Below are 25017 nucleotides of genomic sequence, written 5' to 3'. Positions count from 1 at the left end.
TGCTTCCCCGTTAGCGTTGAAAGATCACTCGATGCCGTTGCCGATACGCGAGGCATCGAAGCCATTCTTGCAGAACCAGCCTTCGCAGTTCAGCCAGACCAGGAAGGCCTTGCCGCGCAGGTTCTGTTCCGGCAGGAAATGGGTCTGCGTCCAGAACCGGCTGTCCTCGCTATTATCACGATTGTCGCCCATGACGAAATAATGCCCGGGCGGAACCACCCATTCGCCCTGCCCCTCCGGGCGTGCGCTGTCCAGCCATTCCAGCACCGTATGGGGCCGTCCAGGCAGCTTTTCCTTCAATAGTGCGGCCCCGGTCTCGCCGGCACCGCTGCCCTTGCCCACGTAGTCGCCCAGCTTCTCGTAGGTCAGCGGCTGACCGTTGATCGACACGGTGTCCCCATGGAACCCGATCTTGTCGCCCGGCAGGCCGATCACGCGCTTGATCCAGTTGTTCTGGGGGTCGTGCGGCGGCTTGAACACCACCACGTCGCCGCGGGCCGGCTCACCGAGGGCCAGGAACTTCTGGTTGGTGATCGGCAGGCGCAGGCCGTAGGAGAATTTGTTGACCAGGATGAAGTCGCCGATCAGCAGGTTCGGCATCATCGAGCTGGACGGGATCTTGTACGGCTCGGCGATGAAGCTGCGCAGCACCAGCACCACCGCCAGCACCGGGAAGAACGCACGCGAGTAGTCCACCAGCACCGGCTCTTCGTCCAGCAATCCGCTCCTGGCGCGGCGGCGCTTGGCCAGGAACAGCTTGTCGGCCAGCCACACCAGGCCGGTCAGCAGCGTCAGTACCACGAGGATCGTTTCAAACCAGACCATACACACTCCGTTGGATGACCCCTCTCCCACCGGGAAAGGGGTTGGGATAAGGGTACGGCGAAGTCCACGCGCGCCCTACTTCGCAGACTTCGCCGTACCCTCACCCGGCGCTACGCGCCACCTTCTCCCGCGGGGAGAAGGACAACGCTACTTGCTGTCCACCTGCAGCACGGCGAGGAAGGCTTCCTGCGGAATCTCCACGCGTCCCACCTGCTTCATCCGCTTCTTGCCCTCTTTCTGCTTTTCGAGGAGCTTCTTCTTGCGGGTGATGTCGCCACCATAGCATTTGGCCAGCACGTTCTTGCGCATGGCCTTGACCGTGCTGCGCGCGATGATCTGCGAGCCCACGGCGGCCTGGATGGCCACGTCGAACATCTGCCGCGGGATCAGCTCCTTCATCTTCTCGCACAGCTCGCGGCCGCGCCGGTCGGCGTGGCTGCGGTGCACGATCAGACTTAGCGCGTCCACCTTGTCGCCGTTGATCAGTGTGTCCAGCCGCACGAACGGGCCGGGCTGGAAGCGCAAGAACGAGTAGTCCAGCGACGCATAGCCGCGGCTGACCGACTTGAGCTTGTCGAAGAAGTCCAGCACCACTTCGGCCATCGGCAGCTCGTAGCTGATCTGTACCTGGCTGGCGAGATACTGGATGCCGATCTGCGCGCCACGCTTCTCCTCGCACAGCTTGATGATCGCGCCGATGTAGGTTTCCGGGGTGAGGATATTGGCGCGGATGATGGGCTCGCGCACCTCTTCGATCAGGTTGGACTGCGGCAGTTTGGCCGGGTTGTCCAGCGAAACCACCGTGCCATCGGTCCTGAGGACTTCATACACCACCGTCGGCGCGGTGCTGATCAGGTCCAGGTCGTACTCGCGCTCCAGGCGCTCCTGCACGATCTCCATGTGCAGCATGCCGAGGAAGCCGCAACGGAAGCCGAAGCCCATGGCTTCCGAACTTTCCGGCTCGAAGCGCAGTGCGGCGTCGTTGAGGCGCAGCTTTTCCAGCGCCTCGCGCAGGGCCGGATAGTCCTCGGCGTTGACCGGGAACAGGCCGGCGAACACGCGTGGCTGCATCTCCTGGAAGCCCGGCAGCGGGCCGGGGGCCGGGTCGGACGCGAGGGTGAGGGTGTCGCCCACCGGCGCGCCGTGCACGTCCTTGATGCTGGCGGTGATCCAGCCCACTTCGCCTGCGCCGAGCTTCTTCAGCTCCTTGCGCTTCGGAGTGAACACGCCGACCTTGTCCACCTCGTGGGTGCGGCCGGTGGACATGACCAGGATCTTGCTCTTGGGCCCGATCTCGCCCTGCATCACGCGCACCAGCGAAACCACGCCCAGGTAGTTGTCGAACCACGAGTCGATGATCAGCGCCTGCAGCTTGTCGGTGTCGCGCGGCTTCGGCGGCGGGATGCGCTGCACGATGGCTTCCAGCACCAGGTCGACGTTGAGTCCGGTCTTGGCACTGACCGGCACGGCATCGTCGGCATCGATGCCGATGACGGCCTCGATTTCCCGCTTGGCGCGCTCGATGTCGGCCGTCGGCAGGTCGATCTTGTTGAGCACCGGCACCACTTCCAGGCCCTGCTCCACGGCGGTGTAGCAGTTGGCGACCGACTGCGCTTCCACGCCCTGGGCGGCGTCCACCACCAGCAGCGCGCCTTCGCAGGCCGCCAGCGAGCGGCTGACTTCGTAGGAGAAGTCCACGTGGCCGGGGGTGTCGATGAAGTTGAGCTGGTAGACCTGCCCGTCCTTGGCCTTGTACGGCAGGGACACGGACTGGGCCTTGATGGTGATGCCGCGCTCGCGCTCGATGGGATTGGAGTCGAGCACCTGCGCTTCCATCTCGCGGGCCTCGAGGCCGCCACAGAGCTGGATGATGCGGTCGGCCAGGGTCGACTTGCCGTGGTCGACGTGCGCGATGATGGAGAAGTTGCGGATGTTCCGCATCGAATCAGAAGACATGGGGAATGCGCGGCGGCCTGTGCGGTCGTCAGGAATAACGGGACATTATCGCACGGACACTGGCCGGTCTCGCCGATCCGGGTCCCGGCCCCCGGAAACGCCGTCGCCCCGCGGAAGCGGGGCGACGGGGGTCACCTGCGCTCGCGAGTGTTGTTCAGCCTTTTTCCACGGTTACGGCGATGAAGCGGGTCACGCCGCGATGGCGCACCAGCAGCATCACCGTGTCACCCGCCTTTGCAGAGGCCAGTTCCCGGTCGAGCGCCGCAGGGCTGTCGACCTTCGTCCGGCCGACCTGCAGGATCACCATGCCCGGCGCAAGGCCCGCCTCGCGGGCGGCGGCACTGTCCACGCGCGCCACCAGCACGCCGTCAGTGCCTTCGACGCCCAGTTGCTTGCGGCTATTCGCGTCAAGCGGCTGGGTCTGGATGCCGAGCGCATTGCGCCCTGCCGGAGCCGCCGGCCGGTCGGGCGAGGCCGGGGCGACACTCGTTCCCGCCTCGCCTTCGTCCAGTTCGCTGAGCGTCACGGTCAGGTCACGTGGCTTCCCATCGCGCAGGACGCCCAAGGTGACTTTGGTTCCCGGCGCCATCGCACCGATGATCGGCGGCAGATCGCTCGAATCGTTGATCGCCCGGCCATTGACCGAACGGATGACATCTCCGGGACCGATGCCGGCCTTCGCCGCAGGGCTGCCACCCACCACGTCATTGACCAGCGCACCCCGGTTGTCGGGAAGCCCGAAACCCTTCACTGCATCGGAGGTCACCGCGCCTACCTGCACGCCCAACTGCCCGCGACTGACCTTGCCGGTGCTCTTGAGCTGCTCCACCGCGCCCATCGCCAGATCGATCGGGATGGCGAAGCTGATGCCCATGTAGCCACCGGACACCGAGAAGATCTGCGAATTGATGCCGACCACCTCACCGCGCGTATTGAGCAGCGGGCCACCGGAGTTGCCCTGGTTGATCGCCACGTCGGTCTGGATGAAGGGCACGTAGCGTTGCTCGGCCGACGCACTGCGCCCCACGGCGCTGACGATGCCGGCAGTCACGGAGTGATCCAGTCCCAGCGGCGAGCCGATCGCCACCACCCACTGGCCCGGCTTCAGCGCGGCCGAGTTGCCGATCCGCACGGTCGGCAGGCCCTTGGCCTCGACCTTCAGCAGCGCCACGTCGTATTGCTGGTCGCTGCCCACCACCTTGGCGGTCAGCTCGCGACGGTCCGGCAGGGTGACCTTGACCTCGTCGGCGCCATCCACCACGTGATGGTTGGTCAGTACGTAGCCATCGGCCGAGATGATGAAGCCCGAGCCCATCGAGGTGCCGCGGCGCTGAGGCCCCTGCTGGCCAGGACCCGGCATCGGGAAGCCCGGCGGCAGCATGCGCCGGAAGATTTCAGGTATCTCGGCCTCCTCGGCCTGCGCACTGCGGCGCGATCCCACCGTCGCCTCGATGTTCACCACACCCGGACCGACCTGCTCCACCAACTGGGTGAAGTCGGGAAGGCCGGTCACCAGTTGTGGAGCCGACGACTGCGCGACGACAGGCGCCGTCGCCGCCGTGGGCACAGGCGCCTCCGGCTGCTGCGCGCAGGCGGCGAGAGGGGTAGTGAGCATCAGCACGGCCAACAGGCCGGAACGGGCGTGAGGAGTCATCGAACGCATGCCTCGATCAGGAAAAGGTGGGGATTTCATGTCGCCTCCGGTCAACGACCGGAGGCAGGGATCATTCGCGCGGCGCGTCGATCGGCGGTGTCGCCGGCGGCGCGGACTGCAGGCGCGGCTCGAACGGATAGAAGGTCCGGGCACCCGAATCCGAGCTGTAGCCCGTCGTCAGGCCGCCATTGGCTGATGGGTACCCCGACAGCGCAGACCGTGGCCACGGCCGGGACGATACGTTGCCTGCATCCTCCGCACGGTGCGCGAAGGGATTGGCGGCGAGTTGCGACGGTGCGGCCGCCACCAGCGTACCGACGCTGTCCATCGGCACGGTGTGCGCGGTGCCCGTCGCACGGACCGGAGCTTGTGCGCGCGCCACGCGCTGCGCGCTGCGCGCTGCCTGCTGGCTGCGCGTGGCGCTGCGACGGGCGGCATTGTCCTGCCGGCGTGGCACGCTGGCCACGGCAGCGACAGCGGCCACCGCGTAAGCTTCGGCGTCCGGCGCGGGCGCTGAAGGCGTCTCTGCCGGAACGGCCGGGGATGTCGTCTGCGTGGATGCCACCTGGGTTCCCTCACCCACCGGCACGTCCTGCGGCGATTGCTGGCGCGCCATGAACAACGCCACCAGAGCCACGGAGGCGGCGAGCGCGCCCCCACCCCAGCGCGCAAGCAGGTTGCGCGAGCGCGGGGCCTGCATCTGCGATGCGGCGGATGCAGGAACGGATTCGGCTGCGATCGCCCGCGCCACGCGCTCGGCGAAGCCCGCGGGCGCCGGCGCGCGACCTTCACCGCGCAGCACGTCGCCGCACAACTGCCAGCGTTCCCAGCAACCGGCCAGGTCCTGGTCGTGCTGCAGTCGCCGCAGCAGGAAGCGCGCTTCATCCGCAGGCAGGTGGCCGTCCATCAGGGCGGACAGTTGCTGGCGGTGATGGGTTTCTAGCTTATCGATGATCGGAGTCTCGTTGCGGGCGGTCATGAGCGGGCTCGCTCCCGGGTTGCACTGTCGTTGTCCAGCAAGGGACGCAGTTGTTCGTCGATGGCCTCGCGCGCCCGGAAAATGCGGGAACGCACGGTACCGATCGGGCAATCCATCTTCTGCGCGATCTCCTCGTAGCTGAGGCCTTCCACCTCGCGCAAGGTGATCGCGGTCCGCAGTTCCTCGGGCAGGCCGTCCACGGCCTTCATCACCGTCGCCTCCATCTCCTGGCGCATCAGCTCGCGCTCGGGGGTGTCGGTGTCGCGCAGCCGGGCGCCGATGTCGTACTGCTCGGCGTCGGCGGCATCCACGTCCGCCGTCGGGGGACGGCGATTGTGTGCGACCAGGTGATTCTTGGCGGTGTTCACGGCGATACGGTGCAGCCACGTATAGAACTGGGAATCGCCCCGGAAATTTCCCAGCGCGCGGTAAGCGCGCAGGAAGGTCTCCTGGGCCACGTCCTGGCACTCGCTCCAGTCATGGATGTACCGCCCGATCAGCGCCACCACGCGATGCTGGTACTTGCGCACCAGCAGGTCGAAGGCCGCGCTGTCGCCGCGTTGCACGCGCCTGACCAGCTCGAGGTCCAGCTCCTGGGTTGGATCTGTTTCGGCCATGCCGGGCCGCACTCCTGTCGGCTCGGCGTTGGCCGTGCCCTGTGACCGCGCTAGCGGAGGAAAGTTCAACGCCTTGTCCAAACCGTTGCCCTATCAAGAATTTAACCGGCGCAGCGGGAACATCCCCCTGCCGCCGGTCACGCCCGTGACGACGTTCTCGTTGATATGTGGATTTGACGGGGATGAAACAACCTCGGGATGATAGCGGCCTTATCCATACGTGAACGGATGGTCCCTGCATGGCCGCAAACTTCGATGGGCTGCGATTCAGTCACTGGCAGACCGAGCTGCGCGCCGACGGCATCGTCGTGCTGGCCTTCGATCGCCAGGGCGCGAGTGTCAATGCGTTCTCGCAGGATGTGCTGATCGAACTGGCCGACATCATCGAGCGCCTGTCCATCGATCCACCCAAGGGCGTGGTGCTGCGCTCGGCCAAGGCCAGCGGCTTCATCGCCGGTGCGGACCTGAAGGAGTTCCAGGAGTTCGACCGCAAGGGCACCGTCAACGACGCGATCCGCCGCGGCCAGGCCGTGTTCCAGAAACTGGCCGAACTGCCCTGCCCCACGGTGTCGGCCATCCACGGCTTCTGCATGGGCGGCGGCACCGAGATTTCGCTGGCCTGCGATTACCGCGTGGCCAGCAGCGACCCGTCCACCCGCATCGGCCTGCCCGAAGTGAAGCTGGGCATCTTCCCCGGCTGGGGCGGCAGTGCACGCTTGCCACGTCTGGTGGGATCGCCGAAGGCGATGGACATGATGCTCACCGGCCGCACGCTGTCGGCCGGTTCGGCGAAGGCCATGGGCCTGGTCGACAAGATCGCGGAACCTGCCGTGCTGATCGATGCCGCGGTCGCATTGATCGCTTCGCGCCCGCAGCGCGCGTTCAAGCAACGCTTCACCGGCTGGATCAGCAACAGCTGGATCGCGCGCCAGATCCTGGCCCCGCAGATGACCAAACAGGTGGCACGCAAGGCACCGAAGGCGCACTATCCCGCGCCGTATGCCCTCATCAACGTGTGGAAGACGGCGGGCGGCAAGGGCATCCAGACGCGCCTGGACGCCGAACGCAGGGCCGTGGTGAAACTGGCCGGCACGCCGACCGCGCGCAACCTGATCCGCATCTTCTTCCTGACCGAACGTTTGAAGGGCCTTGGCGGGAAAGACCACGGCATCGCGAACGTGCACGTCGTCGGCGCGGGCGTGATGGGCGGCGACATCGCGGCGTGGTCGGCCTACAAGGGCTTCAACGTCATCCTGCAGGACCGCGAGCAGCGCTTCATCGATGGCGCCCTGTCGCGTGCGCAGGAACTGTTCGCCAAGAAGGTGAAGGACGAGAGCAAGCGTCCCGCCGTGGCCGCGCGCCTGAAGGGCGACCTGGCCGGCGACGGCGTGCCGCAGGCCGACCTGGTGATCGAGGCCATCATCGAGAACCCCGAGGCCAAGCGCGATCTGTACCAGACCATCGAGCCGCGCCTGAAGGCCGACGCGCTGCTGACCACCAACACCTCATCGATTCCGCTGACCGAGCTGCGCGAGCACATCCAGCGCCCGGCGCAGTTCGCCGGCCTGCACTACTTCAACCCGGTGGCGTTGATGCCGCTGGTGGAGATCGTGCAGCACGACGCGCTCGACGACGCCAACGTCAAGCGCCTGGCCGCATTCTGCAAGGCACTGGACAAGTTCCCGGTGCCGGTCGCCGGCACGCCGGGCTTCCTGGTCAACCGCGTGCTGTTCCCCTACATGCTGGAAGCCGCGACCGCCTATGCCGAAGGCATCCCCGGCCCGGTGATCGACAAGGCCGCGGTGAAGTTCGGCATGCCGATGGGGCCGATCGAACTGATCGACACCGTCGGCCTGGATGTGGCGCAGGGCGTGGGCGCGGAACTGTCGCCCTTCCTCGGGCTGACGTTGCCGGCGGCGCTGGCGACGGTGGAGCCCGGCAAGCGCGGCAAGAAGGACGGCCAGGGCCTGTACAAGTGGGAAAACGGCAAAGCCGTGAAGCCGCAGGTCCCGCAGGACTACAAGACGCCTGACGACCTGGAAGACCGCCTGATCCTGCCGCTGCTCAACGAAGCCGTTGCGTGCCTGCACGACGGCGTGGTCGCCGACAGCGACCTGCTGGATGCCGGCGTGATCTTCGGCACCGGCTTCGCGCCGTTCCGCGGCGGCCCGATCGAGCACGTCAAGGCCGTCGGCCCCGATGCCCTGCTGGAAAAACTCAAGGCCCTGCAGGCCCGCCATGGCGACCGCTTCGCGCCGCGCCCCGGTTGGGACAACCCGGTATTGCGGCAACAGACGGTGTAGCCCGCACGAAAAAGGCCGTTCATCCGAACGGCCTTTTTTGTCGTACCCCGCAGCGCCAATGGCGCGGGGCATTCACCCCGCCGGCAGCACCTGCGTCATCACCCAGTCTTCCTTGGGATCATCGCCCACGTGGAAGAGGGAGCGACCGACGATCTCGAAGCCATGCTTGCGCCAGAACCGGATGGCCTGCGGGGCCTCCTGCCAGACCGTCAGCCACACCGAGCGCGACCCGCGCAGCCGCGCTGCCGCCAGCAGGTGCGACACCAGCACGGCGGCGATACCCTGCCCGTGGAAGGCTTCGTCCAGGTAGATGCGCGCCAGTTCCACCGTCGGCCGCAGCCCCACTTCGGCTGGCGGCACCGTACCCCAGCGCAGTTGCGCGAAGCCCGCCCAGACGCCGTCCTGTTCGACGATCAGCGTGAGCGTGTCGGGGTCGCGGATTTCCTGGGCCTGCCGCTCGGGCGTATAGGCCTGCGCGACGAAGGCCGAGACGTTTTCCGGCGTACTGCAATGGCCGTTCGCGGCGAGGAAGGTACGCCGCATCATTGCGGCCAGTTCAGCGGCTTCGGACAGCCTTGCGGGGCGGATTTCGGTTTTCATGCAGTGCGCATGTTACGTGCTTCCATGCCTTGCAGAACGCAGGCGCGCCGCGGATGAGGTCAGTGTGAGTCGTCCGCACCCCTGATCGCCTACCATGGCGCGCCCCACGCCATGGAAGTACCGCATGTCCCGCTGGCTGATCCTGTGCCTGCTGCTCGCCCCCATCTTCAGTGTCCACGCAGCCGACGACGAAGCCGCGGTGCGTGCCGCGTTCGCGGCGTACAAGTCCGCCGTGCTCGCCCGGCAGGGCGAACACGCCGCCGACCAGGTCACCCCCGGCACGCTGCGCGAGTACGCGCGCTATCGCGAACTGGCGTTGAGCGCCCCACGCACCGAACTGGAAGCCCTGCCGATGACCGAGCGCCTGCAGGTGCTGATCATCCGCGCACGCGTCCCGGCCCATGACCTGCGTGCGATGGACGGGCGCACGGTGTTCACGCATGCGGTGGATCGCGGCTGGATCGGCCGCGAAGGCGTCGAGCGCAGCGAACTGGGCACCCTGCAGGTGGACGGCGACCGCGCGGCGGCGCGACTGAAGATCGGCACCGTCGAGATGCCCTTCGACTTCGAGTTCGAACGCGAGCAGGGCCGCTGGCGCTTCAACCTGATCCCGCTGGTCACGATGAGCGAGGACGTGTTCAAGCAGCTCGCGCGACAGAATGGCGTCAGCCAGAACGAGATGGTGATGACGCTGGCGCGGGGACTGTCCGAGACGCCCGTGGATGACAGCCTCTGGGACCCGCCCGCGCAGTGAGCGCCACTAGCGCCGCACGAACACCTCGGGCGGGGCGCGCACCGGGCTGCGATGCGTGGGCAGGTCGCCCATCAGGCCCAGTTGCGCGGAGAAGTCCGCCAGCCGCGCCCACACGTAGGGTTGCAGATCGTCGGGGGCGGCGTCGTAGACCTGACGCCACAGCTGGTCCATGAACACGCGCGGGTCCTCGCGCAACGCACCGCGTTCGATGCGTTCCCCGGCGACGGCCAGTGCGGCCCGGATGGTGGCCAACGTGTCCATGCCCGCAGCGTAAGCGGGGTGCATGCCGGTTGTGTGACATGGCGGTGGTTTTTCCGACGACCGGCAGCGTTCTGTGAACGCGGTTACGGTCCGTGCGCGCTCAGCGGGCCGGCGCCGGCGCGTCGTTCCCCTCGCGGAACAGCCACAGCATCGCGCGCCGGTAGGTTTCCCCGATGCTGGCCGCATGGGTGCCGTCGGCGATCTCGATGAAGCCGACCTGCCACGGCGCATCCGCGCGGGACGTCCACGCATCGGCCCACTCCCTCGCCACCTGCCGGCGTTCGACGGTGTCGCGCGTGCCGCTGGCCACCGCCACACGCAGGTCTCCGCGCGCATGCGGCAGCGCCTCGGCGAACAACGCCTCGCGCGCCGGGCCGTGCGCCGGATTGCTGGCGATGCGGCCCCAGAACAGGTCCGGCGCCTCCCGCGCCGACCACAGCACGAAGTAGCCCGCGCGCGACTGCCCCACCAGGACGCGTCGCGCCGGGTCGGCGGCGTAGCGACGCTCCACTTCGGGCACCAGTTGCCCGCGCAGGAAGGCCAGGAACCCGGGCGACCCGCCCTGCTCCGGCGTGGCGTCCGCACCCGGCGCAGTGAAGTCGATGTGGCGCTTGTTGATGGCCGGGTCGAAGCCGCCATAGGCGATGCCCACCAGGATGGCCTCCGGCAGCTTCTCGTCGTAATGCAGGAACAGATGCGTGGGCGCCAGCAGCGGGAACAGGCTGTCGCCATCCAGCAGGTACACCACCGGATAACGCGTCGGTGCCGACGCGTCGTAGCCCTCGGGATAGCGCACGTAGACGTGGTACACGCGCCCGGATCCGCGGTCGGTCAACGGGAAATAATCCCCCTTCAGCGCGGGCAGATACTCCAGCGGTACGCGCGGGCCGGTGCCGTCTTCCGCACTGGGCGCAGGCGGTGCCGCCAGGGCCGTCGGCATCGCGGTCACCAGCAGCCACGCCAGGATGGCCATCATGCAGCGGATCATGCTCTTCCCTCCCATGCCCGCGCGCACGGCGGGCCCGGCCGCATTCTCGCAGGATCGGCAGGCGGCCGACCGGGATCATTCCGCAGCGGACTTCAACGCCTGCGCATGCTCCCAGACATCCTTGAACAGCTCCGCATACACCTTGCCGTCGCGTTCCGCCAGCGAGGTATTGGTGAACAGCACCACGGCCACGTCTCCCTCCGGCGTGGCGAGCATCTCGGTCCGCACGCCCGGGTCGGAGCCGCCGTGGCCGACGAAGCGGCCATCGTACTTGGTGGCCCAGAACAGGCCGGAATTCTTCTCCGCCAGGACGATGTTGCCCGGCTTGTTCGCCGCGGTGTACTGCAGCCTCATCATCTCCGCGGCCGAGGCAGGCTGCAGGATGCGCGCGCCCTCGTACTGGCCGCCGGCAAGCAGTGCGATGAAGAACCGCGACAGTTCCGCCACCGATGTCCGCACGCCGCCATCGGGATAGGTGGTCAGGCCGTAGGGCGGAAGGGGAATGCTGAAGCCATCCTGCGCCACGTACAGCGTGGCATGCGCCTCGGCCGGCACCTCCGACAGCAACCAGCCGCTGCGTGCCATCCGCAATGGCGCGAAGATGGTGCGGCGCGTGTAGATGTTCAGCGGTTCGCCGACCGCACGCTCAACGATGTAGCCCGCCAGTGCCGCCCCGATGTTGGAGTAGTCGCGGTGCGTGCCCGGCGCATGCGGCACGAAGTTCTCCGGCGCGTAGTCCTTGCCGCCCGCTACCAGATAGCCCGGCAGGAAATCTCCCAGCGTTTCCGGTGCATCGCCGCCCCAGTGGTACAGGCGCTCGTACACCGCCCAACGGTCCGTGATGCCCGAGGTGTGCGTGGCCAGCTGGCGCAGCGTGATGCGCGCCTCCGGGAACGCGGGATGCGCCACCTTGAAAGGCAGATAGCGGTTGATGTCCTCGTCCAGCGACAGCCTGCCGTCCTGCACCGCCTGCATCATCGCCACGCCGGTGAAGGTCTTGCTGATCGAGCCGATCGCCATCACCGTGTCGGGCGTGAACGGCACGCCGCGCTGCTTGTCGGCGAAACCGTAGCCCTTCGACCACGCCACCTTCCGGTCGATGATCACCGCCGCGCCCACGCCCACCAGGCCGGCCTCGGCCATGCGTGCCGGAATGCGGGCATCGATGCCCGCGGGCGCATCCGCAGCCCCCGCCAAGCCCGACACCAGCATCGCGACCAGCACCGCAGCCATCCGCCATGACGTCCTGAAACGCATCTGTCCTCTCCTGCCGGTCCCGGCGTGTCGTGATGGCCATGCCAGGCGAAGGAGACCCGCGCCTGTCCAGCCCGGGAGGATGCACGCAGACCAGCCTGCCGGCCAGCAGGATGCGACGAAGCCGCGATGGGACCGATGAATCACCCGGCCCCTTGCGCACGTTACTCCGGCCAGCGCACCACGCTCATGCCCGCGGGCATGGAGGCCCGGACCTCCTGCTGCGCGCCGGCGGGCGTCCACATGCCCTGGCCGATCCGCGAGACGTCGTCGAACGTGCCCAGCAGGCGGTAGCGCGCGAACGTGTACGCGATGCCTTCGCTGGCCAGTTCATCCGGGCCGTCGGTGAGGGCGAAGTGGAGTTGCGGATTAGAGGCGCTGCCACTGAACCCGACCTGCGCGATCCTGTCGCCCGCCCTGACGCGCATGCCCGGCGTGACCGTCGCACTGCCGGGGCGCAGGTGGCCGTAGTGCGCGTAGTAGCCGTTGTCGAGCTGCAGGACCACATGGTTGCCTTCGGTGCCGGTGATGCCGTCCGAAAGCCGCGTACGCTCCGGCGAGCGATCGTGCACGCGGCTCACCACGCCATCGGCCACGGCATACACAGGCTGTCCATGGCTGTAGGTGCGTGCGGCAAGATCGTTGCCCGGCGGTGCCTTGCGCCCGGAAGCATCCAGCTTCACCCAGTCGGCCGCATGGCGACCCGGGGTGCGCAGGGCACCGTTGAAGGCATAGCCCACGCGGCGATGCCCGCGCGCCCAGCGTGGATCATGGACGGCGACCCAAGGACCGCCGTCGAGCGGCGGCGCCAGCACCGGGGTCTTGCCGGCGATCACCGGTGTCGAACCGCCTTCGATCGTGTCGATGCCCGCATCGGCCTCGGCCTCGGCCTCGGCATCCGCATCCGCATCCGCAAAGCCGACACGATGGCGCAAGGCGCCGGGCAACGTGCCCGTCAATGGCAGTTCGATGAACACCACGCCGCGCCGCCCCGACGGGATCGCATCGAAGGTCTCGGCCTTCCATTGCACGCCCGAGCGGTCCAGCCGCTGCTCCAGCGCCGCGCCTTCGTAGGCGGCCAGCACGCGCCCATCAGCCGCATCCAGCACCTCAACGCGCACGGGCCGCAGATCGCGGCGGGCATGGTTGTCCAGGTGCAGTTCGTAGACCAGTTCCTGGCCTCCCTGCATCGCGCGCGCCATGGGCGCCACGGGTACGCGCAGATCGAAGGACTCCCTGGGTTGCGCTGCCCACGCGGGAAGCGCACTGCAGGCCAGCATCGCGATCACGGACCAACGGCCAAGGTGGAACCGCATGCAGGATTCTCCGGGATGAACAGGGTGGGCGGATGCCGCGGCGGCGTCGATGCTCCACGCCCGCGCAGGCCGCCGCACTGTGCCATGGAACGGTGCCACCCGGCCCGCTGTCCTGCCCTTGATGCGATCGCCACCCTCGCGGGGCGGTTCAACCGTCGACATCCGCCAGGTGCGGCGCCTGTTCGAAACATCCGATCAGCAACTCGGTGAGCGCCCGCACCTTGAGTGAGGGATGCGGGCCGGGCGGCCGGATGACATAGATGCCGGCCGGCGGCGGCGGATAGCGGGTCATGACCGGCACCAGCGCGCCGGAGGCCACGTAGTCGCGGGTGAGGCCATCGGGAAGCCACGCGATGCCGAGCCCCGCGACGGCGGCGGCGATCAGCGCGGTGCCGTTGTCGGCCTTGAAGCGCCCGCGCGGGTGCACGGTGATGACCTCGTCGCCGTCCATGAACTGCCACGCTTCGGTTCCCTGCATCAGCGCTTCATGCATGGCAATGTCACCCGGCACCTCGGGGGCGCCATGCGCATCGAGATAGTCCGGGCTGGCGACGAGCCTTCCGTACAGCGGCCCCACGCAGCGTGCGACCAGCGTGGAATCCTGCAGGTAGCCCACGCGGATCGCGCAATCGAACCCTTCCGCGACAAGATCGACGAAGCGATCGCTGTAGGCGGTATGCACGTGCAGCTGCGGGTGGCGCCGCGCCATTTCCGCGAGCACGGGAGCGAAGTGGGTCGGCCCGAACGACAGCGGCGCCGCAATGCGCAGGCGGCCACGCAGGTCACCGCTGGGCAGGATGGTGTCCCGGGCCGCGTCGATCTCGGCGCAGGCCCGGGCGGCGTGCTCGCGGAAGGTGGCGCCGGCCTCGGTGAGCGCGGCGCCGCGCGTGGTGCGTGCAAGCAGTTGCACGCCCAGTTCGGCCTCGACCCGGCCCAGCCGCCGACTGACGATGGACTTGGCAACGCCGAGCCGGCGCGCAGCGGGGGAAACGCCGCCGGCATCGGCCACTTCCACGAATGTCCGCAGGTCTTCGATATCCAACGTGGTCTCCCGGATGCGCGACATAGCCTGCCACAGCCCTCGCGAATCCCGTGTTCCCGACTCCGCGACACAGCTTGGCACGAAAGGGCGCTACCGCCCCGCGCAGGGGGATGACAAGGTTTGCGCCGGGACGATGCAGCCACCGCTGCTCCCGTCCCTGCACCTTCCCTCACCACAGGATGTATCCATGACTTTTCGCAACGGTCTCGCGTCGCTGCTTCGTCCGGAAGACTCGGTCCTCGTTCTGATCGACCACCAGCCGTACCAGCTCGCCAACCTCAACAGCCACGACCCGCACATGGTGGTCAACAATGCCACCGCGCTGGCGAAATCCGCCAAGGCGTTCGGTGTGCCCACCATCCTGACCAGCGTCGTCGCCGAACGCGGCGGCCTCATCTTTCCGCAGATCACCGACGTGTTTCCGGGGCAGGAGGTGATCGACCGGACGTTCATCAACACCTGGGAAGACCGCAAGGTGGTGGACGCGGTCAAGGCGACGGGCCGCAAGCAACTGATCATCGCCGGCCTGTGGACCGAGATCTGCGTCGCCATGCCGGTGATCCAGGCACTGGGCGAAGGCTGGGATGTCACCGTCATCACCGATGCCTCCGGCGCGGTGTCGGTCGAGGCGCACCAGGTGGCCATCCAGCGCATGATCGCGGCCGGCGCGAACATGATGACCTGGCTTGCACTCGCGGCCGAGTGGCAGCGCGACTGGGCCCGGACCGACCACGCCGCCGGACTGACCGAGGTGCTCAAGCAGCATGCCGCAGGCAGCGGGATCGCGTACCTGTGGGAACAGCAACTGCTCAACACGCCGGTGCCGCGCAACGCAGGCTGACCCGCGCGGGATGACGGGTAACCGGATTGTCGCGGCGGGAAAATCCCGCGACACATGTGCCGGATCCCGGTGAAACGACACACCGCATCCAGTCGGGTGCAGCCTGGGCACCAGGCCGCACCCGACCTTCGCCACTCGGATGTTCAGCGCGGAATGCGCGCGATGACCTTGATCTCGAAGTCGAAGCCCGCGAGCCAGGTGACGCCGATGGCGGTCCAGCTCGGATAGGGTGCTTGCGGAAAGATTTCGTCCTTCACGGCCAGCACCGTGTCGAACTGGCGTGCGGGATCGGTATGGAAGGTGGTGACGTCGACGATGTCGTCGAATCCGCATCCGGCGGCACGCAGGGTCGCTTCGAGATTGGCGAATGCCAGGCGGACCTGGGCTTCGAAATCCGGTGCGGGCGAACCGTCGTCGCGGCTGCCGACCTGACCGGACACGAACAGCAGGTCATCCGACCTGATCGCGGCGGAATAGCGGTGGGTGGCGTACAGCTCATGCCGGCCGGCGGGGAACACAGCATCACGGGTACTCATGGGATATCTCCTTGGGGGGCCGGTGATTCCGGCACGTGGGATCACTCTAGGCAGCCGCGTCCGCGCGATAAACACGCGGGTCCGGGGATCACTGTTTGTAGAATCCAAACAATCCCGTTCGGCCCTCCGGAGACCACATGGACCGTATCGATGCGATGCAGGCCTTCGTCCGCGTGGTGGAAACCGGCAGCTTCACCCAGGCCGCCGACACGCTGCAGACCAGCAGGACGCGCGTGACCCAGCTCGTGCAGCAGTTGGAAACCCACCTGCGCGTGAAGCTGCTCCACCGCACCACGCGCAGGGTCAACGCCACTGCCGACGGGACCGCCTACTACGAGCGCGTCGTGCGCCTGCTGGCCGACCTGGACGATGCCGAGACCAGTCTGTCGGCAGCGTCCGCCTCGCCGCGCGGCCGCCTGCGCGTGGACGTGCCCGCGCCGTTGGCCACCCTGATCGTGGTGCCTGCCCTGCCCGTCTTCCACGCGCGGTATCCGGACATCCAGCTGGATCTGGGCGCCAGCGACCGCAAGGTGGACCTGATCGACGAGAACGTGGACTGCGTGGTGCGCGGCGGCGAACTCACCGAGCCGTCGCTGCGCGCGCGGCACGTCGCCGACCTGACGCTGGGGGTGTACGCCGCGCCGGACTATCTGGCGCGCGCGGGCGAGCCGTCGCATCCGCAGGCACTGGAAGACGGCCACCACCGCATCATCGGATATCGCGGTTCACGCACCGGCGCGCCGCTGGCGTATGCGATGTGGCGCGGCGACGAGCAGGTGCGCGTGCACGGCCGGCATGTGCTGTCGGTGGACGATGGCAATACCTACCTGGCCGCGGGCATCGCAGGCCTGGGCGTGTTGTGGCTGCCGCAGTACATGGCGCGCGCACCGCTGGCGCGCGGCGAACTGGTGCCGCTGTTCGAGGACTGGCAGCTCGACCCGATGCCGCTGTACGTGGCCTTCCCGCCAAGCCGCCACGTCAGCCGCAAGCTGCGGGTGTTCATCGACTGGATCGTGGAGCTGATGGCGCAGCATGCGCCGGCCATACAGCCGCCGCGTTGAGTGGGCGCGCTCACTCCGTCTGCTTGAGCGTGAGCAGATGGGTCGCCATCACGCCGAAGCCGAAGCCGCAATCCAAGTCGGAGCCGACCTGCTTGATCTCCACCTCATCGCCGACGAACGCGAAGGCCAACGCGCACCCCGGGAGTTCGTAGGGCTGATAGATGCCCAGATGGTGTTCCAGGGGGAACTGCCCGGAGGCCCGGCCGAGGTTGTACGACGGTTCCCCCCGGTTCAATTCGAGGCTGAACGTGACCGTGCTTCCGCGCTTCTCTGTCTGCAGCCACGCACCCGCCTCACCGGGGCCGTGCCATTCCCATTTCTTGCGCTCGGTCTTCTCCGTTGCGAGGGTGGAAAAACAGGTGAGGAGAAGCAGCAGGGCGGCGACTGGGGTCTTCATCGGGGCCTGTCGTCTGTCGTGGGTGGGCCTGCGGAGTATCGATGATTCATCCGGTTTCCTGTCGCCACTGCAAGCGGCGGTCCTAGTTCGCTTCATGCAACAGGCAGACCGGTTGCGCCGTTGAAGGCCATCCGCGACTTACCCGTCCTGCGAGCCGCAGGTGATCACGCAGGTAGATGCGTTTACCTGAAGTTATCCGATGTGCGGTTGCCCGGATTTCATCCTTTGACCGTGACAGCAGGCGTAAGGTCACGTGCCAGGAACGGTGGATCAGGAGCAAGGAATGTCGGAAGCCAGACGATTGGACGGAAATCAGGCGCGTCGGCTGGAGATACTGAGCGGTATTGCGGATGACCTGGTCGCCGCGACCATGTACGTGGATCGGATACTGGATGCAGCGCCAGACAGCGATGTCGAGGCGTGGTGGACGGCGGCCCTGGTCCACTATGGCCGGTGCTTCGGCAAGGGCGTCGCGCCCTGGGGTGCTGCCGAGGTGATCGGGAGCCTCCCGGAACTGCTTCAGGTGCGCCACCGACACTTCAGGAGGCTGCGCGACACGCTGATTTCGCATCCTGGCGGCGTCGATCACACCTACGCCGCAAAGGCCGTGCGTGATGGCGACGGCTACCTCCGTATCGGCTGCGAACGGGTCCCGATGTTCTCCCTGGGCCGTCTTGAGGCCATGGATTTTTCCGAACTTCTGGATGCGCTGCAGACCCTGGTCAACCGGCGGAGAGTCGAGGTGGAGAACGATCTCCGGATCCAACTCTCCGGAATGACGGAGGAAGAGTTCGGGCAGATGTCGCCTTCCAATGCAGCGGGCATGACCGACCGTGGCGAGACGAACGTCGTGCGCCATGCACCGCGTGACCGGCCGAATTGACGATGCCCCGTTACGACGGAAGCGCGCGTAGGATGGGTTGAGCCGAAGGCGGCTTTCAACGGCGAAGCCGGTCTACCCATCGATACGACGGCATGGCAGAGACTGAAGTCTGCGTTGCGCTGCTTCTTTCGCCGTCACAACTCGCTGTTGTCGGTCCCTGCACGCGATGGGTATCGCCTTCGGCTCAACCCATCCTACGGCTGCCGCTCATCTGTTCTTCAAGCCGGCAACCACTTCCCGCACGCTGAGTCCCAGTTCGAGCTGGAGGCGCACGTACTCGCGTTCTTTGCGCGATAGATTGCGCCCCATTTCGATGCGCACGTCCTCGGCCTCCAGGATGCGCAGGATCCTGGGCATCGCCGAGCCGATGGCGTCCTGCCCGTAACCCGCCTCGCGCAGCGCGGCACTCAGAAGGGCTTCGATGTCCATGATGCGTCCAGATCAAATAAAGGTGCCGCATTGTGCACCAGCAACCCGGGATAGGTTGGGCTGAACGAAGTGAAGCCCAACGGCGCTGGCTTTCCGGCATCCCGATGTTGGGGTTCGAAAGCTCACCTCTACGTAGTTGGGCGCGTAGCTATCGGCGACCAAACTCAGCGCCCCCTCAACACCCCATCGGCGGCAAAAACCCCACCGTCGTCACCTCGATCCATTTCCCCTTCCGCAACACTTCCACCCTCACCCGCACCGCGCTGATCGCCACGAACGGCACCACTGTGCCCAGCGCGTCGCCCTCTCCGATGCGGGGAATCCAGTCATCGGCCATCGCCGGATCGCCCTGCGCCACCGCGTACGCACGCACCGCCTGCTCAAGTTCCGCACGCGTGTAGCTGGGGAAACACGCGTGCTGTTCCGCTGACGGCGTGGGCAACACGAACGACACCGCATCGACCGCCTCCGCCACCTCCCAGTCCGACACACAGTGCTTCCAGTCCGTGAGATCCAGGTGCGGACCTTCCGCACTCAGGCCCAGGCTGGTTTCGTATTGCACCCGCACCCGGTACGTTTCGCCCGCCTTCGCCGGCTGCACCTGCAACGTCGCGCCGTACACCTCGTCGCCCAGCTCCAGCGGCACCGTCAACGCCGCCGGCACCGCACCCTCGCTCTGCCACCCGGAAAACGAAGAGTCCGGACCTTCATGCGGCAATACCCGCAGGCCCGACAACGCCTGCGCCTGCGCCAGCCACGGCGCGCACACCATCAACACCGACAACAGCACGGCCCACGAGCGCGGCGGCTGGATTGCGCGTGATTCCTTCATCCCCTGCTCCCTGCGGGACTCCGACGGCCCCGGGGAGGATGGTAGCGCGGCGTGAAGAGGTTGCGGGGGGTGGAGACTGCGCTCGCCCCTCATCCGGCCTTCGGCCACCTTCTCCCCGCCGTGCGAGGAGAAGGCACATGGCGTGCATTCCTGCAAACGGGACTGGAAAGGCTTCGCTGGTACGTTCGCGGTCATGTTGCGACGGAATGCCGCTTGCCATTGCCCTGCGTGAAGAAAACGTGCTGAACGCAGCTCCACTGACACCGGGATGACTTCACGAAGGCGTGACCGGGGCCGCCCTATGTTCGGACGAACCGCGAATGCGCGCGGCACGAGGGAAGAGCATGACCATGATCAGACTGCGAGCCACCGGCCCGCGCATCGGCTTCGATGCGCTGGTGACGGCGTTGCATGGACTGGACGGCGTGGAACGCGTCGAGGAACTGGCGGACCTGATGCCGCACATGGACGACGACGACTCCAGTTCCGCCGGCCTTGCCGACGACATCGGCGGCGGCGACGTGCATGCGCTGGAGATCGAAGTGGGTTCGTCGCACGCCGATGCCGTGCGCGATGCAGCCGACGATGTCGCCGCGCAGTACGGACTGGTGCTCGAGTACGTCGACGACTTCTGAGGCGCGATGGGCAGCCTGCACTACACCACGGATGCGATGCCCGGCCTGCGCAGGCGCCGCCGCGGGCGTGGCTTCACGTATCTGGATGCGCGCGACCGCGCGGTTCGCGATCCCGCCACGCTTGCACGCATCCGCCAACTCGCCATTCCGCCCGCCTATACCGACGTATGGATCTGCGCCGATGCGCGCGGCCACCTGCAGGCCACCGGCCGTGACGCGCGCGGGCGCAAGCAGTACCGCTACCACCGCGCGTGGCAGGCCGAGCGCGGGGCACGCAAGTACGACCGCCTGATCGCCTTCGCCGAAGCCCTGCCGCACCTGCGCCGGCAGGTGCGTGCCGATCTCGCCCTGCCGGGCTTCCCTCGCGAGAAAGTGGTGGCGCTGGTCGTCGCCCTGCTCGGCCACACCCTGCTGCGGGTGGGCAACGCAAGCTATGCGAAGGAGAACGGTTCGTACGGCCTCACCACCCTGCGCAACGTGCACGCGCACTTCATCGCCGGGGGCGAAGTGCGTTTCGCCTTCCGTGGCAAGGGCGGCAAGGCACTGCTATCCCGCGTCAGCGATGCGCGACTGGTACGGCTGGTGCGCCAGTGCCGGCAACTGCCCGGCCAGGCGCTGTTCCAGTATCGCGAGCACGGCCGCGTGCAGCGCATCACCTCGGGCGATGTCAACGACTACCTGCAGACGCACCTGCATGGCCCGTACACCGCGAAGGATTTCCGCACATTGGGCGCCACGCTGTTCGCGTTCCGCGCACTGGCTGCGCTGCCAGCGCCGGCCCCGGAAGATGCATCGGCCCGCGCGCAGGTGCGGCGGGACGTGCTGCGCGGTGCCGCCGACTTGCTGGGCAATACACCGCGCATCTGCGAGAAGAACTACGTGGATCCGCGCGTGTTCAGCGGTTGGGAAGATGGCCGCCTGCGGCAGGCCGCCCGCGGCGCAAGCGGCCCGCGGCAATGGGAAGCCGCCACGATCCGCTACCTCCGCCGGGCCACGCGCAAGGCGTCGTGAATCCGGGCGGGCGTGCCGCTACTTCGCCGGTTCGAACAGCAGGTCGTGGTAGTCGTAGCTGAAATCGGCCAGCGGCGAGGCGGCCTTCATCGTGATGCGGGCCACCCGGCCTTCGGCATCGAGCGCGAACGTCACGTACCCCGGTTCGATGGATGCGTCATCCCACTCGGCGCGGAAGGTGTCGTACTGCCAGTGGCGCAGCGTGCCCACCATGCCGGGCGTCTGCCGGAAGTCGATGCGCAGCGCGCCGGCCTGCTCGGCGATGCGGACCGGGCCATACCACGCGTCCGCGTAATCGCCGGCATAGCCGGCCAGCGGCAGCGACGGGCGCGATGCCGCCGCGGTGGCGCTGCCGGCCTGCGCCAGTGCCTCCAGGCCGCCGGCCAGCCGTTCGCGGTTCCAGGTGGAGAACGCGTCCACCCAGTCGCGCGCCTCGAAGCCCAGGTAGTGGTCGAGCAGTTCGTAACCGAGGCCACGCATCACCTCCACGTCCTCGGCGTTGATCTGCAGCGCGATGCCCAGGTTGCGCTCGGGCACCAGCACCACGAAGGCGAGCACGCCGAACACCGCGCCGCCGTGCTGCACGACTTTCACGCCGCGGTAGTCCTGCACGCTCCAGCCATAGCCGTAGCCGGAGAACTGCGGCGTGATGTCGCTGATCGGTGCGGGAAACGGCCTGATCGGCACGGGCACCTGCGGCGTCCACATCGCGCGCGCGGAAGCTTCGCTGTACAGGCGCGCGCCGTCCCCGCCGGGGACTGCGCCGAGCGCCAGCTGCACCTGCATCCAGCGCGCGAAATCCTTCGCACTCCACGACAGCCCGCCCGCGGGCGCACCCACCTGCCCCAGCCCCTCGCGTTCCGGCAACACCTGCTGCGGCCCCAGCCCGCGCAATCTCGAATCCAGGCGCGCATGCGGCTGCACGCGATTGGCCGTGGCGAAACGGTCTTTCTCGTCGCTCACCGCCGTCGTCATGCCCAGGGGCTTGAAGATGCGCGCACGCACGAAGTCTTCCCAGGGCTGCCCGCTGACCCGGGTGACCAGTTCGCCCGCGACGATGTACAGGATGTTGTCGTACGCATAGCCGCTGCGGAAGCTGGTGGCTGGCTTGATGCCGCGCAGCGCGTGCACGATGTCGGTGCGGCTCCGCGACGTGCGGGGGATGAACAGAAGATCGCCGGCACCCAGCCCCAGCCCACTGCGATGCAGCAGCAGGTCGGCCACTGTCATCTCGCGGGTGACCCATGCGTCATGCATGCGGAAATCCGGCAGGTGGTCGATCACCTTGTCGTCCCAGGCGAGCTTGCCGTCGTCGACCAGGATCGCCAGGGCCGCGGCGGTGACGGCCTTGCCGGTGGAGCCGGTGGGGAAGATCGTGTCCGCGTCGACCGGCGTGGGACTACCCAGCCGGCGCACGCCGTAGCCCCGGGCGTGCACGATCTTTCCATCCTTCACGATCGAGATGGCCATGCCCGGCACATCGCGCGAATGCATGGCCTGCTCGACGCGGGCGTCGAAGCCGGCGGGCACCTGCGCGCCTGCCTGCGGCGCGAGGCCCAGCAGCAGGAGGGCAAGCATCGCCTTCATGGTTAGGGTCATGCGGAATCTCCTTCAGGCATCGGGTCCGGCGAGGCAGCGGGCCGCGGCGGCCGCCACAGTCGCCAGACGCCAAGGGTGAACAGCGGCAGCACGTAGACCACCAGGAACAGGTACGCCAGGCCCCGGTAGCCCTGGGCGATCAATGCCACCAGGCCGACCCGGTCGGCGATGAAGATGGAGCCCGTCAACAGCAGCGCGGCCACGCCGAGCCGCCAGGTCTTCGTCAGCACGGCACCACGGCGCGCATGCCACGCACCGGCGATGCGTTCGTTCGACGCATGGATCACGGCGGTGCCGCTTTCCAGCAGCGCGCTGAAGATCATCAACTGGAACAGGAGATGGAACACGGGCATGTCGAGCTGCCGCAGGATGTAGTCCGACGGCAGGGCTTCCTGCCCGATCTGCGGATACCACGCCAGCATGCAGACGAAGAACAACAGGCCCGGCAGCATCGCCAACGGACCTGACAGCACGCCGGCCACGATGGCATCGCGTTGACTGAGGAAGTGCCGCACCAGCGGCAGCACGATCACGGCGCCGACGATGTTGTAGCCGGCGTAGGTCAGGCCGCCCTGCAGCCAGCCCGTGGTCGGCTGCGGCGTGGCCAGGGTGGCGAAGGCGCGGTCGCCGAAACCTGCCAGCACGATCAGCACGAACAACGCGTAGATGCCGTAGAGGAACACCGAGACCCACTTGAACAGCGCCTCGACGGTGTCGTTGCCGAACGCGGTGAACGCCCCGATGCCCGCCATCAGCAGCAGCGTGCCCGCCAGCGTGGGCCACCCGGACTGCGCCGCGAATATCTCGCCCGCCGCGGCGCCGAACACGGCGAGGATCAGCACCATGAACACCAGGTAGGCCAGTTCGAACAGGAACGCGAAGGGCCCGAGCAGGACGGCGAAGAAACTGCGGTAATCCAGGCTGCGGGTGGCGTGGGCCAGCGCGAAGGTCAGCGCGCAGACCAGGCTCCAGCAGATCATCGCCGTGAGGATGGCCAGCATGCCGCCCTGCGGCCCGCTGGGGATGAAGTACTCGGCCAGTTCGCGCCCGGTGGCGTAGCCGCCACCGATCACCGCGGCCTTGAACGCCAGCCCCGGCAGGATGAAGCGCTGGAAGCGCGTGGGCGCGCCGCTCACCGGCTCACCCTGGCGCGCTCCGTTGCAGGCAGGCATCGACCAGCGCCGTGAAGCCGGCGCCACCGCGGACGGGGTCCGCGACCGGCAGGCCGAGGCGGTGGGCGACTTCGTCGATCGTGCGTTGCGCCCCTGCGGCGTCGAGTTTTCCCGTGTTGAGGCTGACGCCCGCGCAACGGATGGCGGGATTGGTGCGCGCGCCGAGTCTGAGGGCGAGGTGGAGGGTCTCCTCGATCGATGGAAGCGCGTAGTGCGGATAGCCGAGCGCATGCGCACGGCCGGGTTCGTGGCAGACCACGATGACGTCCGGCTGGCTGCCATGCAGGATGGCGAGCGAGACGCCCGCGTAGGCCGGATGGGACAGCGAGCCCTGCCCTTCGATCACGTCCCAGTGCGTCGGCGCCGCCGCCGGCGAGAGCGCTTCGGCGGCGCCCGCCGCGAAGTCCGCGACCACCGCATCCATCGGCATGCCGGCGCCGGCGATCAGGATGCCGGTCTGCCCCGTGGCGCGGAAATCGGCATCCACGCCGCGGGCGCGGAACGCACGCGCGAGTGCCAGCGCGGTGTACTTCTTGCCGAGTGCGCAATCGGTCCCGACCGTCAGCAGCCGGTTGCCGGAACGCTTCGCACCGGTGGCGACCGGAATGTTCGGCGGCGGTTCGCGCACATCGATCAGACGACGCCCCAGGGTCAGCGCCGCCTGGCGCAGGGGCTCGACCGCCGGCAACCGGGTATGCATGCCGCCGATCAGGTCCAGGCCGGCTTCCAGCGCCTGGATCAGCGGCGGTATCCATGAAGACGGAATATGTCCGCCCGGATTGGCCACGCCGATCACCATCGCGCGCGCGCCGGCCGCGCGGGCTTGCGCCGGGGTCAACCATGGCAGTCCCGTGGTGACGGTGGCCGCTTCGCAGGCGAACTCGCCCACGCAGCGCTCGGGCGCCCAGTCGCGCAGCCCGAAGGCGGTCTTCGCGTAACTGGGCTCGACGGTGTCGCCCAGGAACAGGAGATAGGGGTGCGGAAGCGTGTCGGCTTCGGACACCCACGAAACGGCGGTCTGCATGCGCGCTGTATCCGGATCCTGGAGGGGTGCGAGCGCCGTCCGCATAGC

General features: G+C 67.7%; 25 protein-coding genes. 7 read left to right on the top strand and 18 right to left on the bottom strand.

The window, feature by feature from the left end; genetic code table 11:
- Positions 1–24: 24 nt before the first annotated feature.
- The 5 genes from lepB to rpoE all read right to left on the bottom strand — a co-directional run bounded on the left by lepB (position 25) and on the right by rpoE (position 6031).
- On the bottom strand, positions 25–825 hold the full coding sequence (gene lepB / locus OY559_RS07525) for a signal peptidase I (protein ID WP_142125078.1): 801 nt from the start codon (positions 823–825) through the stop codon (positions 25–27).
- A gap of 147 nt (positions 826–972) precedes the next feature.
- Complete coding sequence (gene lepA / locus OY559_RS07520) at positions 973–2766, bottom strand: translation elongation factor 4 (RefSeq protein WP_277729948.1); 1794 nt, start codon at positions 2764–2766, stop codon at positions 973–975.
- Between the two features lie 169 nt (positions 2767–2935).
- Entirely contained in the window at positions 2936–4435 is a 1500-nt protein-coding gene (locus OY559_RS07515; protein ID WP_277729947.1) for a DegQ family serine endoprotease, read from the bottom strand.
- Between the two features lie 70 nt (positions 4436–4505).
- Positions 4506–5414: an RseA family anti-sigma factor gene (locus OY559_RS07510; RefSeq protein WP_277729422.1), complete on the bottom strand. Its 909-nt coding sequence runs from the start codon at positions 5412–5414 to the stop codon at positions 4506–4508.
- A complete protein-coding gene (gene rpoE, locus OY559_RS07505; RefSeq protein ID WP_192200827.1) occupies positions 5411–6031 on the bottom strand; it encodes an RNA polymerase sigma factor RpoE in 621 nt (206 codons plus the stop codon). Before rpoE ends, OY559_RS07510 begins: the two co-directional genes overlap by 4 nt.
- 239 nt (positions 6032–6270) lie before the next feature.
- Here rpoE and OY559_RS07500 point away from each other — a divergent pair, with 239 nt between their 5' ends.
- The gene (locus tag OY559_RS07500) at positions 6271–8334 is read left to right on the top strand and encodes a 3-hydroxyacyl-CoA dehydrogenase NAD-binding domain-containing protein (RefSeq protein ID WP_277729421.1); all 2064 of its coding nucleotides are present in this window, start codon (positions 6271–6273) and stop codon (positions 8332–8334) included.
- Positions 8335–8406: 72 nt separating this feature from the next.
- On the opposite strand, the gene OY559_RS07495 is transcribed toward OY559_RS07500, so the two are convergent.
- Positions 8407–8934: a GNAT family N-acetyltransferase gene (locus OY559_RS07495; protein WP_277729420.1), complete on the bottom strand. Its 528-nt coding sequence runs from the start codon at positions 8932–8934 to the stop codon at positions 8407–8409.
- A gap of 124 nt (positions 8935–9058) precedes the next feature.
- Here OY559_RS07495 and OY559_RS07490 point away from each other — a divergent pair, with 124 nt between their 5' ends.
- Entirely contained in the window at positions 9059–9688 is a 630-nt protein-coding gene (locus OY559_RS07490) for a hypothetical protein (protein WP_277729419.1), read from the top strand.
- A 6-nt stretch (positions 9689–9694) separates the two neighbouring features.
- Here OY559_RS07490 and OY559_RS07485 read toward each other — a convergent pair whose 3' ends face one another.
- From OY559_RS07485 to OY559_RS07465, 5 genes are all read right to left on the bottom strand, one after another.
- Complete coding sequence (locus OY559_RS07485) at positions 9695–9949, bottom strand: hypothetical protein (protein WP_277729418.1); 255 nt, start codon at positions 9947–9949, stop codon at positions 9695–9697.
- Between the two features lie 100 nt (positions 9950–10049).
- Positions 10050–10937, bottom strand: coding sequence for an alpha/beta hydrolase (locus OY559_RS07480; RefSeq protein WP_277729417.1), 888 nt, complete (start codon positions 10935–10937; stop codon positions 10050–10052).
- A gap of 75 nt (positions 10938–11012) precedes the next feature.
- The gene (locus OY559_RS07475; protein ID WP_277729416.1) at positions 11013–12194 is read right to left on the bottom strand and encodes a serine hydrolase domain-containing protein; all 1182 of its coding nucleotides are present in this window, start codon (positions 12192–12194) and stop codon (positions 11013–11015) included.
- 161 nt (positions 12195–12355) lie between these two features.
- Complete coding sequence (locus OY559_RS07470) at positions 12356–13507, bottom strand: peptidoglycan DD-metalloendopeptidase family protein (RefSeq protein ID WP_277729415.1); 1152 nt, start codon at positions 13505–13507, stop codon at positions 12356–12358.
- Between the two features lie 148 nt (positions 13508–13655).
- Entirely contained in the window at positions 13656–14549 is an 894-nt protein-coding gene (locus OY559_RS07465) for a LysR family transcriptional regulator (RefSeq protein ID WP_277729414.1), read from the bottom strand.
- Between the two features lie 187 nt (positions 14550–14736).
- Here OY559_RS07465 and OY559_RS07460 point away from each other — a divergent pair, with 187 nt between their 5' ends.
- The gene (locus OY559_RS07460) at positions 14737–15390 is read left to right on the top strand and encodes a hydrolase (protein ID WP_277729413.1); all 654 of its coding nucleotides are present in this window, start codon (positions 14737–14739) and stop codon (positions 15388–15390) included.
- A gap of 143 nt (positions 15391–15533) precedes the next feature.
- Here OY559_RS07460 and OY559_RS07455 read toward each other — a convergent pair whose 3' ends face one another.
- Positions 15534–15926 (bottom strand): RidA family protein, encoded by a 393-nt coding sequence (locus tag OY559_RS07455; RefSeq protein ID WP_277729412.1) that lies wholly within the window; start codon positions 15924–15926, stop codon positions 15534–15536.
- 137 nt (positions 15927–16063) lie between these two features.
- Here OY559_RS07455 and OY559_RS07450 point away from each other — a divergent pair, with 137 nt between their 5' ends.
- The gene (locus tag OY559_RS07450; RefSeq protein WP_277729411.1) at positions 16064–16987 is read left to right on the top strand and encodes a LysR family transcriptional regulator; all 924 of its coding nucleotides are present in this window, start codon (positions 16064–16066) and stop codon (positions 16985–16987) included.
- Positions 16988–16997: 10 nt separating this feature from the next.
- Here OY559_RS07450 and OY559_RS07445 read toward each other — a convergent pair whose 3' ends face one another.
- The gene (locus OY559_RS07445) at positions 16998–17384 is read right to left on the bottom strand and encodes a hypothetical protein (RefSeq protein ID WP_277729410.1); all 387 of its coding nucleotides are present in this window, start codon (positions 17382–17384) and stop codon (positions 16998–17000) included.
- 283 nt (positions 17385–17667) lie between these two features.
- Between OY559_RS07445 and OY559_RS07440 the strand changes: the two genes are divergently transcribed.
- Positions 17668–18267: a hypothetical protein gene (locus OY559_RS07440; RefSeq protein ID WP_277729409.1), complete on the top strand. Its 600-nt coding sequence runs from the start codon at positions 17668–17670 to the stop codon at positions 18265–18267.
- A 207-nt stretch (positions 18268–18474) separates the two neighbouring features.
- Here OY559_RS07440 and OY559_RS07435 read toward each other — a convergent pair whose 3' ends face one another.
- Together OY559_RS07435 and OY559_RS07430 are read right to left on the bottom strand one after the other, a co-directional pair.
- A complete protein-coding gene (locus OY559_RS07435; RefSeq protein WP_277729408.1) occupies positions 18475–18696 on the bottom strand; it encodes a polyprenyl synthetase in 222 nt (73 codons plus the stop codon).
- Positions 18697–18871: 175 nt separating this feature from the next.
- Entirely contained in the window at positions 18872–19528 is a 657-nt protein-coding gene (locus tag OY559_RS07430; protein WP_277729407.1) for a hypothetical protein, read from the bottom strand.
- 350 nt (positions 19529–19878) lie between these two features.
- Here OY559_RS07430 and OY559_RS07425 point away from each other — a divergent pair, with 350 nt between their 5' ends.
- Positions 19879–20163: a hypothetical protein gene (locus OY559_RS07425; protein WP_277729406.1), complete on the top strand. Its 285-nt coding sequence runs from the start codon at positions 19879–19881 to the stop codon at positions 20161–20163.
- Positions 20164–20169: 6 nt separating this feature from the next.
- On the top strand, positions 20170–21174 hold the full coding sequence (locus OY559_RS07420) for a DNA topoisomerase IB (RefSeq protein ID WP_277729405.1): 1005 nt from the start codon (positions 20170–20172) through the stop codon (positions 21172–21174).
- 18 nt (positions 21175–21192) lie between these two features.
- Here OY559_RS07420 and OY559_RS07415 read toward each other — a convergent pair whose 3' ends face one another.
- Genes OY559_RS07415 through OY559_RS07405 form a run of 3 tightly spaced genes read right to left on the bottom strand, consistent with a single transcriptional unit; the run spans position 21193 to position 24969 of the window.
- Entirely contained in the window at positions 21193–22773 is a 1581-nt protein-coding gene (locus OY559_RS07415; protein ID WP_277729404.1) for a serine hydrolase, read from the bottom strand.
- Positions 22770–23945, bottom strand: coding sequence for a YkvI family membrane protein (locus OY559_RS07410; RefSeq protein ID WP_277729403.1), 1176 nt, complete (start codon positions 23943–23945; stop codon positions 22770–22772). The genes OY559_RS07415 and OY559_RS07410 overlap by 4 nt, the downstream gene beginning before the upstream one ends.
- Positions 23914–24969, bottom strand: coding sequence for an N-acetyltransferase DgcN family protein (locus tag OY559_RS07405; RefSeq protein ID WP_277729402.1), 1056 nt, complete (start codon positions 24967–24969; stop codon positions 23914–23916). The genes OY559_RS07410 and OY559_RS07405 overlap by 32 nt, the downstream gene beginning before the upstream one ends.
- Positions 24970–25017: the final 48 nt, after the last annotated feature.

This window comes from Pseudoxanthomonas sp. SE1 (assembly GCF_029542205.1).
Taxonomy (GTDB): domain Bacteria; phylum Pseudomonadota; class Gammaproteobacteria; order Xanthomonadales; family Xanthomonadaceae; genus Pseudoxanthomonas_A.
This window is presented reverse-complemented; position numbering and strand designations above follow the sequence as displayed.

What these genes read in the sequence shown, in the direction of transcription:
- lepB (WP_142125078.1), bottom strand. Translation starts at nt 825, where the DNA reads ATGGTCTGGTTTGAAACGATCCTCGTGGTACTGACGCTGCTGACCGGC.
- lepA (WP_277729948.1), bottom strand. Translation starts at nt 2,766, where the DNA reads ATGCGGAACATCCGCAACTTCTCCATCATCGCGCACGTCGACCACGGC.
- OY559_RS07515 (WP_277729947.1), bottom strand. Translation starts at nt 4,435, where the DNA reads ATGACTCCTCACGCCCGTTCCGGCCTGTTGGCCGTGCTGATGCTCACT.
- OY559_RS07510 (WP_277729422.1), bottom strand. Translation starts at nt 5,414, where the DNA reads ATGACCGCCCGCAACGAGACTCCGATCATCGATAAGCTAGAAACCCAT.
- rpoE (WP_192200827.1), bottom strand. Translation starts at nt 6,031, where the DNA reads ATGGCCGAAACAGATCCAACCCAGGAGCTGGACCTCGAGCTGGTCAGG.
- OY559_RS07500 (WP_277729421.1), top strand. Translation starts at nt 6,271, where the DNA reads ATGGCCGCAAACTTCGATGGGCTGCGATTCAGTCACTGGCAGACCGAG.
- OY559_RS07495 (WP_277729420.1), bottom strand. Translation starts at nt 8,934, where the DNA reads ATGAAAACCGAAATCCGCCCCGCAAGGCTGTCCGAAGCCGCTGAACTG.
- OY559_RS07490 (WP_277729419.1), top strand. Translation starts at nt 9,059, where the DNA reads ATGTCCCGCTGGCTGATCCTGTGCCTGCTGCTCGCCCCCATCTTCAGT.
- OY559_RS07485 (WP_277729418.1), bottom strand. Translation starts at nt 9,949, where the DNA reads ATGGACACGTTGGCCACCATCCGGGCCGCACTGGCCGTCGCCGGGGAA.
- OY559_RS07480 (WP_277729417.1), bottom strand. Translation starts at nt 10,937, where the DNA reads ATGATCCGCTGCATGATGGCCATCCTGGCGTGGCTGCTGGTGACCGCG.
- OY559_RS07475 (WP_277729416.1), bottom strand. Translation starts at nt 12,194, where the DNA reads ATGCGTTTCAGGACGTCATGGCGGATGGCTGCGGTGCTGGTCGCGATG.
- OY559_RS07470 (WP_277729415.1), bottom strand. Translation starts at nt 13,507, where the DNA reads ATGCGGTTCCACCTTGGCCGTTGGTCCGTGATCGCGATGCTGGCCTGC.
- OY559_RS07460 (WP_277729413.1), top strand. Translation starts at nt 14,737, where the DNA reads ATGACTTTTCGCAACGGTCTCGCGTCGCTGCTTCGTCCGGAAGACTCG.
- OY559_RS07455 (WP_277729412.1), bottom strand. Translation starts at nt 15,926, where the DNA reads ATGAGTACCCGTGATGCTGTGTTCCCCGCCGGCCGGCATGAGCTGTAC.
- OY559_RS07450 (WP_277729411.1), top strand. Translation starts at nt 16,064, where the DNA reads ATGGACCGTATCGATGCGATGCAGGCCTTCGTCCGCGTGGTGGAAACC.
- OY559_RS07445 (WP_277729410.1), bottom strand. Translation starts at nt 17,384, where the DNA reads ATGAAGACCCCAGTCGCCGCCCTGCTGCTTCTCCTCACCTGTTTTTCC.
- OY559_RS07440 (WP_277729409.1), top strand. Translation starts at nt 17,668, where the DNA reads ATGTCGGAAGCCAGACGATTGGACGGAAATCAGGCGCGTCGGCTGGAG.
- OY559_RS07435 (WP_277729408.1), bottom strand. Translation starts at nt 18,696, where the DNA reads ATGGACATCGAAGCCCTTCTGAGTGCCGCGCTGCGCGAGGCGGGTTAC.
- OY559_RS07430 (WP_277729407.1), bottom strand. Translation starts at nt 19,528, where the DNA reads ATGAAGGAATCACGCGCAATCCAGCCGCCGCGCTCGTGGGCCGTGCTG.
- OY559_RS07425 (WP_277729406.1), top strand. Translation starts at nt 19,879, where the DNA reads ATGATCAGACTGCGAGCCACCGGCCCGCGCATCGGCTTCGATGCGCTG.
- OY559_RS07420 (WP_277729405.1), top strand. Translation starts at nt 20,170, where the DNA reads ATGGGCAGCCTGCACTACACCACGGATGCGATGCCCGGCCTGCGCAGG.
- OY559_RS07415 (WP_277729404.1), bottom strand. Translation starts at nt 22,773, where the DNA reads ATGACCCTAACCATGAAGGCGATGCTTGCCCTCCTGCTGCTGGGCCTC.
- OY559_RS07410 (WP_277729403.1), bottom strand. Translation starts at nt 23,945, where the DNA reads ATGCCTGCCTGCAACGGAGCGCGCCAGGGTGAGCCGGTGAGCGGCGCG.
- OY559_RS07405 (WP_277729402.1), bottom strand. Translation starts at nt 24,969, where the DNA reads ATGCAGACCGCCGTTTCGTGGGTGTCCGAAGCCGACACGCTTCCGCAC.